Annotated in this window: 9 protein-coding genes; 3 read left to right on the top strand and 6 right to left on the bottom strand. The window is 71.2% G+C overall.

Annotated features, from left to right (window positions below):
• The first annotated feature begins 58 nt into the window (after window positions 1-58).
• On the top strand, window positions 59-1,363 hold the full coding sequence (locus MRBLWH7_RS00520; protein WP_341998132.1) for an MFS transporter: 1,305 nt from the start codon (window positions 59-61) through the stop codon (window positions 1,361-1,363).
• A gap of 13 nt (window positions 1,364-1,376) precedes the next feature.
• On the opposite strand, the gene MRBLWH7_RS00515 is transcribed toward MRBLWH7_RS00520, so the two are convergent.
• From MRBLWH7_RS00515 to rsmI, 4 genes are all read right to left on the bottom strand, one after another.
• Window positions 1,377-1,901: an NUDIX hydrolase gene (locus tag MRBLWH7_RS00515; protein WP_341998130.1), complete on the bottom strand. Its 525-nt coding sequence runs from the start codon at window positions 1,899-1,901 to the stop codon at window positions 1,377-1,379.
• 18 nt (window positions 1,902-1,919) lie between these two features.
• On the bottom strand, window positions 1,920-2,831 hold the full coding sequence (locus MRBLWH7_RS00510) for a TatD family hydrolase (protein WP_341998128.1): 912 nt from the start codon (window positions 2,829-2,831) through the stop codon (window positions 1,920-1,922).
• An 86-nt stretch (window positions 2,832-2,917) separates the two neighbouring features.
• A complete protein-coding gene (gene metG / locus MRBLWH7_RS00505) occupies window positions 2,918-4,498 on the bottom strand; it encodes a methionine--tRNA ligase (RefSeq protein ID WP_341998127.1) in 1,581 nt (526 codons plus the stop codon).
• A 138-nt stretch (window positions 4,499-4,636) separates the two neighbouring features.
• Window positions 4,637-5,455, bottom strand: a complete 819-nt coding sequence (rsmI, locus tag MRBLWH7_RS00500; RefSeq protein ID WP_341998125.1) for a 16S rRNA (cytidine(1402)-2'-O)-methyltransferase — start codon at window positions 5,453-5,455, stop codon at window positions 4,637-4,639.
• A 23-nt stretch (window positions 5,456-5,478) separates the two neighbouring features.
• On the opposite strand from rsmI, the gene MRBLWH7_RS00495 reads away from it, so the two are divergent.
• Window positions 5,479-7,062, top strand: coding sequence for a glycosyltransferase family 39 protein (locus tag MRBLWH7_RS00495; RefSeq protein ID WP_341998123.1), 1,584 nt, complete (start codon window positions 5,479-5,481; stop codon window positions 7,060-7,062).
• A 7-nt stretch (window positions 7,063-7,069) separates the two neighbouring features.
• On the opposite strand, the gene MRBLWH7_RS00490 is transcribed toward MRBLWH7_RS00495, so the two are convergent.
• Window positions 7,070-8,920 (bottom strand): DUF255 domain-containing protein, encoded by a 1,851-nt coding sequence (locus tag MRBLWH7_RS00490; RefSeq protein ID WP_341998121.1) that lies wholly within the window; start codon window positions 8,918-8,920, stop codon window positions 7,070-7,072.
• A 28-nt stretch (window positions 8,921-8,948) separates the two neighbouring features.
• Window positions 8,949-9,785 (bottom strand): aldo/keto reductase, encoded by an 837-nt coding sequence (locus tag MRBLWH7_RS00485; RefSeq protein WP_341998120.1) that lies wholly within the window; start codon window positions 9,783-9,785, stop codon window positions 8,949-8,951.
• Window positions 9,786-9,863: 78 nt separating this feature from the next.
• Here MRBLWH7_RS00485 and hrpA point away from each other — a divergent pair, with 78 nt between their 5' ends.
• The gene (gene hrpA / locus MRBLWH7_RS00480) at window positions 9,864-13,829 is read left to right on the top strand and encodes an ATP-dependent RNA helicase HrpA (RefSeq protein WP_341998119.1); all 3,966 of its coding nucleotides are present in this window, start codon (window positions 9,864-9,866) and stop codon (window positions 13,827-13,829) included.
• The last annotated feature ends 9 nt before the right edge of the window (window positions 13,830-13,838 follow it).

Here is a 13,838-nt window from a genome sequence, read left to right as displayed (position 1 = left end):
ACTCCGGGGTCGCGCTGCTCGAGTGTCGTATCGCCTCCGCCGCTCGTACGATGGCGGGATGCCTTCGCTCGGGGAACTGATCGCACCACGTCGCCTCGGGACCGATTTTCGCTGGCTGCTCGCGTCGTCGTGGACGAGCAATCTCGGCGACGGCATCGCGCTCGCCGCCGCACCGCTGCTGATCGCCTCGCTCACGTCGTCGCCGGTACTCGTGGCGGCCGGCGCCATGATGCAGTTCCTGCCGTGGCTTCTGTTCGGCCTCCTCGCCGGCGCCGTCGCCGACCACCACGACCGGCGGCGCCTGGTGATGCTCGCCAACGGCCTGCGGGCGGTGATCGTCGCCGTGCTCGTGGCGTTCCTCGTCTCCGGGCAGGCCACGGTGTGGCTGGTGCTGGCCGTGGCGTTCCTCTATGGGACGGCCGAGGTCTTCGCCGATTCGGCCGGCAGCACGCTGCTGCCGATGCTGGTGAGGCCCGCCGATCTCGGCATCGGCAACGCCCGCATGCAGGCGGGCTACCTCGTCGCCAACCAGCTCGCCGGGCCGCCGCTGGGCGCCTTCCTCTTCGCAGTGGGCTCGTTCTGGCCGTTCGTGCTGCAGGTGCTGTGCGTGGCGCTGGCGGTGCTGCTCATCTCCCGGATCGCACGCACGCCGGTGCCCGAACACCCGGACTCGGACCGCGGCACGAAGGCGCACGCCATCCGCGAGGGGCTGCAGTGGCTGCGCCACAACGCACCGGTGCGCACGCTCGTCATCATCATCCTGGTGTTCAACGTCACGTGGGCGGCCCCCTGGGGCGTGCTCGTGCTCTACGCCACGGAGCACCTGGGCATGGGCCCCGTCGGCTATGGCGCCCTCACGACGTCCGCCGCACTCGGCGGCATCATCGCGATCTTCAGCTTCGGCTGGCTCGAGAAGCACGTGTCGTTCTCGACGCTCATGCGGGTGTGCCTCTCGCTCGAAGTGCTCATGCACCTCTCGTTCGCACTCACCACCGCTCCCGCGGTCGCGTTCGTGATCATGTTCGGCTTCGGCCTCTACGCGTTCGTATGGGGCACGATCTCGACGACCGTCCGCCAGCGCCTCGTGCCGATGGAACTGCAGGGCCGCATCGCCTCGGTGAACATGGTCGGCGTCTTCGGGGGCCTCGTGATCGGGCAGTTCATCGGCGGGATCCTCGCCCAGGTGTGGGGACTCACCGCCCCCTGGTGGTTCGCCTTCGGCGGCTCACTCATCACGCTGCTGCTGGTGTGGCGCTCGATCTCGCACATCGCGGCCGCGAAGCCGGTGCTCGACGCGGGACAAGCGGAGCAGGTCGCCGACGAGGAGGAGCCCGGCGCGGGTGGGCTCCCGCTGATCGACTGAACCTGCGGAACCGTCAGCCGCGCGGCGTAGTGGTCACCAGCTCGTGCAGGCGGGCTCCGAGCTGCTCCAGCCGGGGAGTCCAGGGGCCCGCCATCTCGCCGGCTGCGCCGCGACGCATCGCCTCGGCGAGGGGCACCCACGCGCTCTCGCACACCTCATCGGGGTCGAGGGCGAGGATCGGGTCGCCGGCCACCTGCGCGACGTAGACGTCGAACAGTGCGGTCCGCTCGGTGAGGCGGCCGACGAGTCGCAGGTCCGAGGTCCGGACGTGCACGCCGGTCTCCTCGTGCAGCTCTCGCACCGCCGCCTGCTCGCTCGATTCACCCGTCAGCGCGCTTCCCGCCGGGAACTCCCAGGTGAGACCCCAGTCCTTGGCTGCGGCCCGCCGAGTCACCAGCACGAGCCCGTCGCCGCGCACGACGCACACCGACGCCACGATGTGGAACAGGCCGTCGGGGAAGCTGGGGTCGCCCCGGCGGTGGGTCCGGCCGACGGGAACGCCGGCGCCATCCAACAGGTCCCACAGCTCGTCGTCCACCGAAGTCCCCGCGTCAGCTCAGTCCTCGAACGCGCCGTAGACCTCGAGCGTGTTCGCCGCGATCTGCGCACACAGCTCGTCGACGCCGACGCCGAGCTCCGTGGCCATGTATCGCACCGTCACCGGGATCAGGTACGGGGCGTTCGGGCGGCCACGGTGCGGGGTCGGCGTGAGGAACGGGGCATCCGTCTCGACGAGGATCCGCTCGCGCGGGATCACCGCGAGCGCGTCGCGGAGGTTCTGCGCGTTGTTGAACGTCACGTTGCCGGCGAACGAGAGGTAGTACCCCCGCGCGCCCGCGATGCGCGCCATGTCGGCGTCGCCCGAGAAGCAGTGGAAGACCGTGCGATCGGGCGCGCCGACGCGCTCGAGCGTATCGAGCACCGCCTCGTGCGCGTCGCGGTCGTGGATCTGCATCGCGATGCCGTGCTTCTTCGCGAGGGCGATGTGCGCCTCGAAGCTCTCGAACTGGGCGGGCCGGCCGTCCTCGTCGGTGCGGAAGAAGTCCAGGCCGGTCTCGCCGATCGCGCGCACGCGCGGCTGCGCGGCGAGCTCGTCGATCACCGCGATGGCCTCGTCGAGCCGCCCGGCCGCCTGGTACGCGGGCGCTTCGTTGGGGTGGATGGCCACCGCCGCGAGGACGCGGGGATGGGATGCCGCCGCCCACGCCGACCAGCGGCTCGAGTCGATGTCGCCGCCGGCCTGCACCACCCCGACCACACCGACCTCTCCGGCGCGCTCCAGCTGCTCGTCGAGCGACAGACCGACGCCGTCCTCGATCTCGAGATGAGCGTGGTTGTCGTACAAGGGCACGGCGAGCGGCTCCGGCGCCGCCGGGTACGTGACGTCGCGCGAGCCCTTCTCGCGGGTGCGGACGTACTGCGACGGGTCGGAGCCCGCCGCGGCATAAGGCACGGCCTTCTCACCCATGCATGTCCCACTTTTCGTCGGCAGAGGACCCGCTGTGCGGCGAGAAGTGGGACATGAGAGCGGAAGAGCGGGACACGGTCACGGGGTCAGACCGACTGCTCGACGCGCGGGAACAGCGGTGCGAGGCCGTTCACCGAGGTCCCCGGGCGAAGCACGCCCCAGGCGCCCGCCTCGCGGATCGGCTGATCCTGCAGGCGCCCGATCGACTCCGCCGCGCCGAGCGCGATCCAGAGCTTCTCGGTCGAGACAGGCATCACCGGCGACAGGAGCACCGCCAGGGCGCGCAAGCCCTCGGCGGCGGTGTAGAGCACCGTTCCCAGGCGCCCACGCTGCGCGTCGTCCTTGGCGAGCGCCCACGGCTCGTTCTCGGTGATGTACAGGTTGAGCGCGTCGACGATCGTCCAGATGGCGTGGATCGCCTCGTCGATGCGGAACCGCTCGATCGCGGCGTCGGCGTGGGCCGCAGCATCCGCCACCGTCTTCTGGATGTGCAGGTCGGCGTCGGTGTAGGAGCCTGCCGCGGGCACGATCCCCTCGAAGTACCGCTCGATCATCGCGGTCGTGCGGGACGCGAGGTTGCCGAAGCCGTTCGCGAGCTCGGCCTGATAGCGGGCCGACAGGTCTTCCCAGGAGAACGAGCCGTCCTGACCGAACGCGATCGCCGACAGGAAGTAGAAGCGGTAGGCATCCGAGCCGAACACGTCGGTGATCTCGGTGGGCGCGATGCCGGTGAGCTTCGACTTCGACATCTTCTCGCCGCCGACGAGGAGCCAGCCGTGCGCGAAGACGCCGCGCGGCACCTCGAGACCCGCGGCCATCAGCATCGCGGGCCAGATGACGGCGTGGAAGCGGAGGATGTCCTTGCCGACGATATGGTACGCCGGCCAGCGGCGGGCGAACTCGGCGGGGTCTTCGCCGTAGCCGATCGCGGTCGCGTAGTTGAGGAGAGCGTCGACCCACACGTAGATGACGTGCGACTCGTCCCACGGGAGCGGGATGCCCCAGTCGAACGCCGAACGCGAGATCGACAGGTCCTTGAGGCCGTTCTTGACGAACGACACGACCTCGTTGCGGGCCGACTCCGGGCGCACGAAGTCGGGGACGCTCGAGTAGAGCTCGAGGAGCTTGTCCTGGAACTCGCTGAGCTTGAAGAAGTAGTTCTTCTCCTGCAGCAGCTCGAGCGGCTTCGAGTGGATCGCGCAGACCTTCAGGCCCTCGAACGCGCCGGTGCCGTCGACGATCTCGGATTCGGGTTTGAACTCCTCGCAGCCCACGCAGTAGAGAGCCTCGTACTCGCCGGCGTAGATGTAGCCGCGGTCGTAGATCGCCTGGACGAACTGCTGCACCCGCTCCTCGTGGCGCTGCTGCGTCGTGCGGATGAAGTCGTCGTTGGCGACGTCGAGCGTCTCCAGAAGCGGGAACCACGCCTCGGTGACGAGCTTGTCGACCCACTCCTGCGGGGTGACGCCGTTCGCCGACGCCGCGCGCATCATCTTCTGGCCGTGCTCGTCGGTGCCGGTCAGCATCCAGGTGTCGTCGCCCGCCTGGCGGTGCCAGCGCGCGAGGCTGTCGACCGCCACGGTGGTGTAGCCGTGGCCGATGTGGGGCACGTCGCTCGGATAGTAGATCGGCGTCGTGATGTAGAAGGACGAGGGGCCGGAAGTCACCCGACGAGTCTAGTCAGCGCGGGTGCCCTGGCCGCCGCCGTGACCGGACGCGGCCGTCCGGACCCGCCGAGGTGCGCGAATGTAACACTCGGGCCCGTGTTCCCGGAGCGAGCCCAGGTGTGACGGTCGCCGGCGCCGTTACCCGCGGACGGAGAGCGCCGCCTGATACAGCTCGCGGCTGGAGTGCCCGGTGAGGCCGGACACTTCGGCCGCGGCCTCCTTCAGCCGCGTGCCGCCGCGCACCAGCTCGAGGACCTGTGTCACCGCGTCCGGGAACGCGACGCCGCGGGCCGGCGCGCCCTCCACGACGATGACGAGCTCGCCACGGACGCCGGCCTCGGCCCACGCGGCGAGCTCGGCGAGCGTGCCTCGCGCCACCTCCTCGTGGAGCTTCGTCAGCTCACGGCACACCGCGCCGCGGCGGTCGGCGCCGAACGCGGCCGCCATGTCGGCGAGCGTCGCCGCGACGCGCGACGGCGCCTCGAAGAAGACCATGGTGCGCGGCTCCGTGCCCAGCCCGCGGAGGGCCGCGGCCCGCTCCCCCGCCTTGCGCGGCACGAAGCCCTCGAACGTGAAGCGGTCGGTCGGCAGCCCCGACACCGCGAGCGCCGTCACGACCGCGCTCGGTCCGGGGATCGCCGTCACCTCGACGCCGGCTGCCGCGGCCGCCGCGACGAGGCCGTAGCCTGGGTCGCTCACGGTGGGCATGCCGGCATCGCTCAGCACGAGCACGTCCTGCGCGCGGGCGAGCTCCACGAGCTCGGGCGCCCGCTCCTTCTCGTTGTGGTCGTGCAACGCGATCAGTCGCGGACGGTTCGCGATGCCGAGGGCGGCCAGCAGCCGCTGCGTCGTGCGGGTGTCTTCGGCGGCGACGATCGTCGCCCCCTCGAGGGCCTCGACGAGCCGGCGGGACGCGTCCCCGAGGTTGCCGATGGGGGTCGCCGCGAGGATGATCACGCCCTCAGCCTAAACTTGACCGGGTGACGGATGCCGCGCGGCTCGAGGCCGATCAGCCCGCCGCGCCGCTCCTCCCCCCGGCACGACCGAGTCTGTACGACCGCTTCGCCCGCCGGCTGACCGAGGACGCGCGCGCTCGGCGCCTGTACCGATGGCTCGGTCCGACGATCGTCCTGGTCATCGCCGCGATCCTGCGCCTGTGGAACCTCGCCGCGGCGCACGACCTGATGAACCAGTTCGACGAGACGTACTACGTCAAGGACGCCTGGACGCTGCTCAATCTCGGGTACGAGGCATCGTGGCCGGCCGGCGCCAACGAGAGCTTCCTGTCCGGCGACGTGAACGTGTTCACGACGAAGCCGTCGTTCGTCGTGCACCCTCCCTTCGGCAAGTGGATCATCGCGCTCGGCATGGCTGTGCTCGGACCGGATTCCGGCTGGGGCTGGCGCATCACGACCGCTCTTCTGGGCATCGCTTCCGTCTTGCTGCTGATGCTCATCGCGAAGCGTCTCACGCGCTCGACCACTTTCGCCGTCGTCGCGGGGCTGCTCATGGCCGTCGACGGTCTCGCCATCTCGATGAGCCGCATCGCGCTGCTCGACACGTCGCTGACGTTCTTCGTGCTGCTCGCCTTCCTGTTCGTGCTGCGCGATCGCGAGCGCACGATGACCCGCATCGCCGAGACCGTCGCCGCCCGCTACGACGGCGACGTGCCGCCCTCCTGGGGACCCGTCCTGTGGAACCGCCCGTGGATCATCGCCGCGGGGGCCGCGCTGGGCGCCGCGAGCGCGGTGAAGTGGTCGGGCGCGTGGGTCCTCGCCGGTCTCGGCGTCTACCTCGTGGTGACCGACGCGCTCGCCCGGCGCCGCGCGGGCGTGCTGTTGTGGCCGACGGATGCCGTGCGCCAGGGCCTGGCGACATTCGTCCTCTTCGTCCCGGTCGCGATCGCGGTGTATTTCGCGTCGTGGACCGGCTGGCTCATCACCGACGGCGGGTACGACCGCCATGCCGGCGGCAATGCGCTCGAGAGTCTGTGGCTTTATCACGTCGCGATGTACAAGTCGACGGCGGGGATCATCTCCGGTCACTCCTACGCGAGCCCGGCGTGGCAATGGCCGCTGCTGTGGCGCCCCACCGGGGTCTACTACCACCACGACGCGCTGGGCGTGAACGGCTGCACCGCGCCGAGCGGGTGCGTCGACGTGATCTCGACGATGCCGAACCCGCTCATCTGGTACGCCGGCGTCGCCGCCGTGCTCTATCTCGCGTACCGTTTCGTCGTCGTCCGCGACTGGCGCTACGCGCTCGTGCTCACCGGGATCGCGGTCGCCTACGTGCCCTGGCTGTTCCTGTCCGAGCGCACGATCTTCCAGTTCTACACGGTGCTGATCCTGCCGTTCATGCTGCTCGCGCTGACGTTCGCCCTGAAGGACATCGCCGGCAGCCCCTCGGCGGACTCCTACCGCCGGCTCACGGGTCAGCGCCTCGTGCTGGTGTTCCTGACGGTCGCGCTCGCACTGTCGGCGTTCTGGTATCCGATCATCTCGGCGATAACCGTGCCCTACGACTTCTGGCACCTGCACATGTGGCTGAACAGCTGGGTGTGATCCCGCGTCACGCCCCGAGGGCGGCGACGTCGGTGACGGGCAGCCGGCACGCGAAGTCGCGGCAGTCGTAGGCGGTCGGACGCCCCTCACGCGACGTCTTCTCTGCGAACAGCTGGAATCCCGCTTCGGTCCACGAGCGGGCCTGCTCCGGCGACACGATGCTCACGACATCGGCACGGATGCTGCGCGCCGCCGTCGCGAGCGCGGCTCGGGGATCGTCCGTGACGACGACGATCTGCCGCGGCGGCTCGGCGAGGCCTGACGCGACCCCCAGCAGCGCGCCGTACGCGAGCGGCTGCGCGAGAGCGGAAGGGGTGTGGGCCGCGACGAGCCGCTCGGCGATCGACCGATAGCGGTCCCCGGCGCCCAGCACCCAGAGCGCGGCGGCGGCTTCCGCGACCGAGGCGGCGCCGGACGGCTCGTCGGCGTCGGACGCGGCATCCGGTGCTCCGATCCCCTGCCGGGACAGCACCGGGTCTCCCCCACCGGGAACCGCGACCCGGCCGTCGGCGCCGACGCAGGCGTCGACGAGCTCGCGCGCCCGCGCGGCGTACGCGACCTCGCCCGTCGCGACCGCGAGGGCGAGGAGGCCCGCGGCGAGCTGGCCATGGTCGGCGAGCGTCGCATGAGCCCGTGACGGCATCTCGTCGAGGGACGCCCGCAGCAGTCGCCCGCCCGCGGTGACGTTCACCTCGAGCACGGCGTCGGCCGCCCAGCGCGCCGCCTCGATCCAGGAGGCCTCGTCCCACCACGCGCCGGCACGCGCGAGGGCGCCGATCGCGAGGCCGTTCCAGCCGCTGACCACCTTGCCGTCGACGGCCGGCGGTTCGAGGCCGGCGCGGCCTGCAGCATCCCGGGCGTAATAGCCGCCCTCGCTGCGGGCACCGTCGATCCAGGATTCCGAGTCCTGGGCGGCGCCGAAGCCGCCGCCCGGCTGCTGGAGCACGTCGCGCAGGAACCCGGCGATGCCGCGAGCCACGTCGTCGCGGGAGGGCTCCGCGTCCATCGCGACGTCCAGCAGCTGCGCGTTGTCGGTCAGCATCCGCTCATAGTGCGGCACGGTCCAGTCGGGCCGGGTCGCGTAGCGGAAGAACCCGCCCTCCACGGGGTCGCGCAGCGGCGAGGCGGCCATCGCGGCGAGGGCGCGATCGGCGACGGCGGATGCCTCGGCCGCCCGCTCGCGGACGACCCGCGCCTGCAGGAAGCGCAATGCGGTGGCGACCGGGAACTTCGGGGCGCCGGCGGCGGGGTCGCCGAACCCTCCGTGCCGGGGATCCTCCCGGGCCGCGAGCGCATGTGCAGCGCCGGCCAGATCATCGGCGGACGGCGTGGCCGCCTGCGTGGCGGGGGCGGACTCGCGGACCTCAGCGAGTGCGCCGGCGACGGCATCCGCCGTCTCGTCGATCTGGTCTCGCCGCTCTGTCCACGCCTCGTGGACGGCGGCGAGCACCTGCCGGAACGCGGGGATGCCCGCACGCGGCTGCGGCGGGAAGTACGTACCGGCGTAGAACGGCCGTCCCCCGGGCGTCGCGAACACCGTCAGCGGCCAGCCGAGGCTCGGCGAGAACGCCGAGGCCGCGGCCATGTAGGCGGCGTCGACCTCGGGGTGCTCCTCGCGGTCGACCTTGATCGACACGAATCCGGCGTCGAGTTCGGCCGCTGTCGTCGCGTCCTCGAACGACTCCCGCGCCATCACGTGGCACCAGTGGCACGTCGAATAGCCGATCGACACCATGACGGGCACGTCACGGCGCCGCGCCTCGGCGAACGCCTCCTCGCCCCACGGGAACCACGTGACCGGATTGCCTGCGTGGGCTCTCAGGTACGGGCTCGTCGCTTCCGCGAGGCGAGGGTTCACGGCATCCGCTCCCGCCGCTCGTGGGCGGTCAGTTGACCTCGTCGGGGTGCGCGCTGACGCGGCCCGTGCCGTCGCCGGGCTCCATCGCGTCGATGGCGGCGATCTCGTCGGCGGTGAGCTCGAAGTCGAAGACGTCGAGGTTCTCCTCGAGGCGCTCGCGGCGCACCGACTTCGGGAAGACGATGAAGCCCTTCTGCAGGTGCCAGCGGAGCACAGCCTGAGCCGGAGTCTTGCCGTGCGCCTGGGCGGCCGCCGCGATCGCCGCCGCACCGAACAGGTCGTACTTGCCCTGTCCGAGGGGACCCCAGGACTCGATCTTCACTTCGTGGGCGGCGGCCCAGTCGGTGATGTCGCGCTGCTGATGGGCGGGGTGCAGCTCGATCTGGTTCACGGCCGGCACGACGCCCGTGGCCGAGACGATCTTCTCGAGGTGAGGAACCAGGTGGTTCGAGACGCCGATGCTGCGCGTCAGGCCCGCGCCGCGCAGCTCGATGAGCTTCTCCCACGCATGCAGGTAGTTGTCCTGCGCCGGCGTCGGCCAGTGCACCAGATACAGGTCGACCTGCTCGAGCCCGAGCTTCGCGAGGCTCTCCGCGATGGCGGCGTTGGGCTCGTCGCCGTCGTGGCGGTCGTTCCAGAGCTTGGTGGTGATGAACACCTCGTCGCGCGCGATGCCGCTCGCCGCGATCGCCGCGCCGACGCCCTCCTCGTTGCCGTAGACGGCGGCGGTGTCGATGTGGCGGTAGCCGACCTCGAGCGCCTCCGCGACGGCCCGCTCGGTGTCCGCCGGCGGCACCTTGAAGACCCCGTAGCCGAGCTGGGGGATCGAGTTGCCGTCGTTGAGGGTCACGCTGGGGACTGTCATGCGTCCAGCCTAGATCCGCGGGCGGGGCGTCGGACGGGTCGATCCGGTGCGCGACCGGACGGGATACGATCGAAGGCTATGTCCGCGCCCGAACCCGTCATCTCCTATCCGCCGGAGCTCCCCGTCAGCGCCGCGCGCGACGAGATCGCGCGCGCCATCCGCGACCACCAGGTGGTGATCGTGGCGGGCGCGACCGGGTCGGGCAAGACGACGCAGCTGCCGAAGATCGCCCTGGAGCTCGGGCGCACACGCATCGCGCACACCCAGCCGCGCCGCATCGCGGCCCGCACCATCGCCGAGCGCATCGCCGAGGAGCTCAAGGTGCCGCTCGGATCGACCGTCGGGTACAAGGTCCGCTTCACCGACAAGGTGTCCGAAGACACGCGGATCGCGCTGATGACGGACGGCATCCTCCTCAACGAGATCCACCGCGATCGGCTCCTGCGCCGGTACGACATGGTCATCGTCGACGAGGCCCACGAGCGCTCGCTCAACGTCGACTTCCTGCTCGGGTATCTGCGACGGATCCTGCCGAAGCGCCCCGACCTCAAGGTCGTCATCACGAGCGCGACGATCGATCCCGAGAGCTTCGCGAAGCACTTCGCGAAGCCCGACGGCACCCCGGCGCCCATCATCGAGGTATCGGGACGCACATATCCGGTCGAGATCCGGTACCGCCCGCCGGCGCGTCCGGCGAAGGGCGAGGACGAGTCCGACGACGTCGACGGGATCACCGCGGCCCTGCGCGAACTGGACCGCGAATCCGCCGGCGACGTCCTGGTGTTCCTTCCCGGCGAGGCTGAGATCCGCGATGCCGCGGACGCCGTGCGGGGCATGTACGCGAAGGATGCCGCACCCACCGAGGTGCTCCCCCTGTACGGTCGCCTGTCCGCGGCAGAGCAGCACCGGGTGTTCGAGCGGTCGCAGGTGCCCGGCATCCGCCGTCGTGTCATCCTCGCGACGAACGTCGCCGAGACGAGCCTGACGGTGCCGGGCATCCGGTACGTCGTCGACACCGGCACCGCTCGCATCTCGCGCTACAGCAACCGCAGCAAGGTGCAGCGCCTGCCGATCGAGGCGGTGTCGCAGGCGTCGGCGCAGCAGCGGTCGGGGCGCGCGGGCCGCACCAGCGACGGCATCGCGATCCGGCTGTACTCCGAAGAGGACTTCGACACCCGGCCAGAGTTCACCGAACCCGAGATCCTGCGCACGAGCCTGGCCTCGGTCATCCTGCAGATGCTGTCACTCGGCTTCGGCGACATCTCGTCGTTCCCGTTCCTCACTCCCCCGGACTCGCGCGGCGTCAAGGCCGCGCTCGACCTCCTCGTCGAGCTCGGCGCCGTCCGCATCGGTCGTGACCACCCCACGCTCACCGACCTCGGCCGCGAGATCTCGCGGCTGCCGATCGATCCCCGCTTCGCCCGCATGCTCGTGGAGGCGCGCCGCACCGGAGTGCTGCGGGACGTGCTCGCGATCGTCGCGGGGATGTCGATCCAGGACGTCCGCGAGCGCCCCGAGGACCGTCGAGAAGACGCCGACCGCCTCCACGCGCGGTTCACGGACCCGTCCAGCGACTTCCTCAGCCTCCTGAACCTGTGGAACCACCTGCAGGAGAAGCAGGCCGAGCTCGGATCGAGCGCCTTCCGGCGTCTCTGCCGCGCCGAGCACCTCAACTACGTGCGGGTGCGGGAGTGGGCGGACGTGCACCGTCAGCTCAGCGCACTCGTCAACGCTCCCCGCAAGGCGGCACCGGGCACCGCCGACCCCGACGATCTGCACAAGGCGATCCTCTCGGGCCTGCTGTCGCACCTGGGCGTCCTCGACGAGCGCACCGGTTCCACCGCCGCGCGAGGCCGCACCGGCTCGGACCGCGCCGACCAGCGGCGCAGCGCGGAGTACCTCGGCTCTCGCGGCACGCGCTTCGCGATCTTCCCAGGCTCCGGGCTCAGGAAGAAGCGGCCGACCGCCGTCATGGCCGCCGAGGTGGTGGAGACGAGCCGGCTGTTCGCGCGCACCGTCGCCGCGATCGACCCGGCATGGGCCGAGCCGCTCGCGGGCGACCTGGCCAAGCGTTCGCTCAGCGAGCCGCACTGGTCGAAGGCGGCGGGCGCCGCATCCGCCTACGAGAAGGTCACGCTGTTCGGCCTCGAGATCGTGCCGAAGCGCCGGGTGCAGCTCGCGCGGTTCGACCGGCCCTTCGCGCGCGAGTTTTTCGTGCGCCACGCGCTGGTGGAGGGCGAGTGGGATTCGTCGCACCTCGACAAGAAGCTCACGGCGTTCGAGCGCCGCAACCTCGAGCTGCGGCGACGGCTCGAGAAGATCGAGGAGCGCGAGCGCCGGCGCGACATCCTGGTGGGCGACGAGGCCGTGTTCCGGTTCTACGACGCCCGGATCCCTCGCGACGTGTTCGACGCGCGCTCGTTCGAGGCCTGGTGGAAGGACGCCTCGGCGCGCACGCCGCGCCTCCTGGACATGACGGAGGCCGACCTCGTCGACGAGGCGTCCCGCGGCGACGAGCGCGACTTCCCCGCACGGTGGACGCAGCGTGACCAGGTGCTCTCGCTCGCGTACCGCTTCGAACCGGGTGCGGCCGACGACGGGGTGACGGCCGTCGTGCCACTCGCTCTTCTCGCGCAGTTGCGCGCCGACGGGTTCGACTGGCAGGTGCCGGGAATGCGCGACGAGCTCATCACGGCGCTGCTGCGCTCGCTCCCCAAGGCGATCCGGCGCCATGTCGTTCCCGCGGCCGACTGGGCGGCCACCTTCTCCGCCGACCTCGCGGGGCAAGGCCCAGAGGCACACGGCGGCCTGCCGCCCGTCGCGCTGCGCGACGCTCTCGCCTCACGCATCCAGCGCGTCGCCGGCCAGCCCGTGCGCGCGGCGGACTTCGAGATGGAGCGCGTACCGGGGCATCTGCAGGTGTCGTTCCGGGCGGTCGACGAGCGCGGCCGGGCCGTAGGATCCGATCGCGATCTGGCCGCACTTCAGGCGCGCCTCGCCGATCGGGCGCGAGCATCCGTGTCCCGGTCGCTGACCACGAAGGACGGCGTTCCCCGTTCGCCGAGCGGGCGTGCGAGTCGAAACGGAGAGACGGGACCCATCGATGCGTCCGGCCGCGCACGCCGTTTCGACTCTCTCATTCCTCGCTCGCTGGACGACCGGGATGCGGCGACGTTCGCCGAGCGCACCGGCCTCACCGACTGGGCGTTCGGCGATCTGCCCGACGTCGTCGACACGAAGGTCGCCGGCGGCGTGGTCCGCGGCTACCCCGCGATCGTCGACGAGGGCGCCTCGGTGGCGCTCCGGATCGAGACGACGCCCGAGACGGCAGCCCGCGCGACGAAAGCCGGGGCACGTCGCCTGGTGCTGCTCTCGGTCGCCTCGCCCTCCGCTTATGTGCTCGAGCACCTGACGTCTGCCGAGAAGCTCGCGCTCGCAGCATCCCCGTATCCGTCCGCGAAAGCGCTCATCGAGGACGCCCGTGTCGCGGTGGCGGATGCCGTCATCGCACGCATCGCTCCCGACGCGGTGGTGCGCACCCGCGCCGGCTTCGAAGCGGTGCGCGACGCATTGTCGGGCGGGGTGGTCGACGAGCTGTTCCAGACGGTGTCGCTGACGGCCCGCGTCCTCACCGCCGCCCGTGAGGTGGAGCGCGCGATGCGCGACGCGAACTCGCTGACGCTGCTGGGCGCCCTGAACGACGTCAGGGGACAGCTTGCGGGCCTGGTGTTCCCGGGTTTCGTGTCCCGCACCGGCACCGCGCGGCTGGCGCACCTGCCGCGCTACCTGCGCGGGGCGCTCGAGCGCGTGCGGACGCTCGCCGACAACCCCGGCCGCGATCGCCAGCGCATGACCGAGTTCGAGCGGGCGGCCACCGTCTTCGCCGAGGCCGGCGGTGTGATCCCCCCGGCGGATGACTCCCCGGGTCCGCTCGTGCACGCCCGCTGGCTGCTCGAGGAGTACCGTGTGAGCCTGTTCGCGCAGTCCCTCGGCACAGCCGAGCCCGTATCGCTGCAGCGGATTCAGAAATCCCTGAGGGAATAGCCGTCTCGA

The sequence above is a fragment of the Microbacterium sp. LWH7-1.2 genome (assembly GCF_038397755.1).
GTDB lineage: Bacteria > Actinomycetota > Actinomycetes > Actinomycetales > Microbacteriaceae > Microbacterium.
This window is presented reverse-complemented; position numbering and strand designations above follow the sequence as displayed.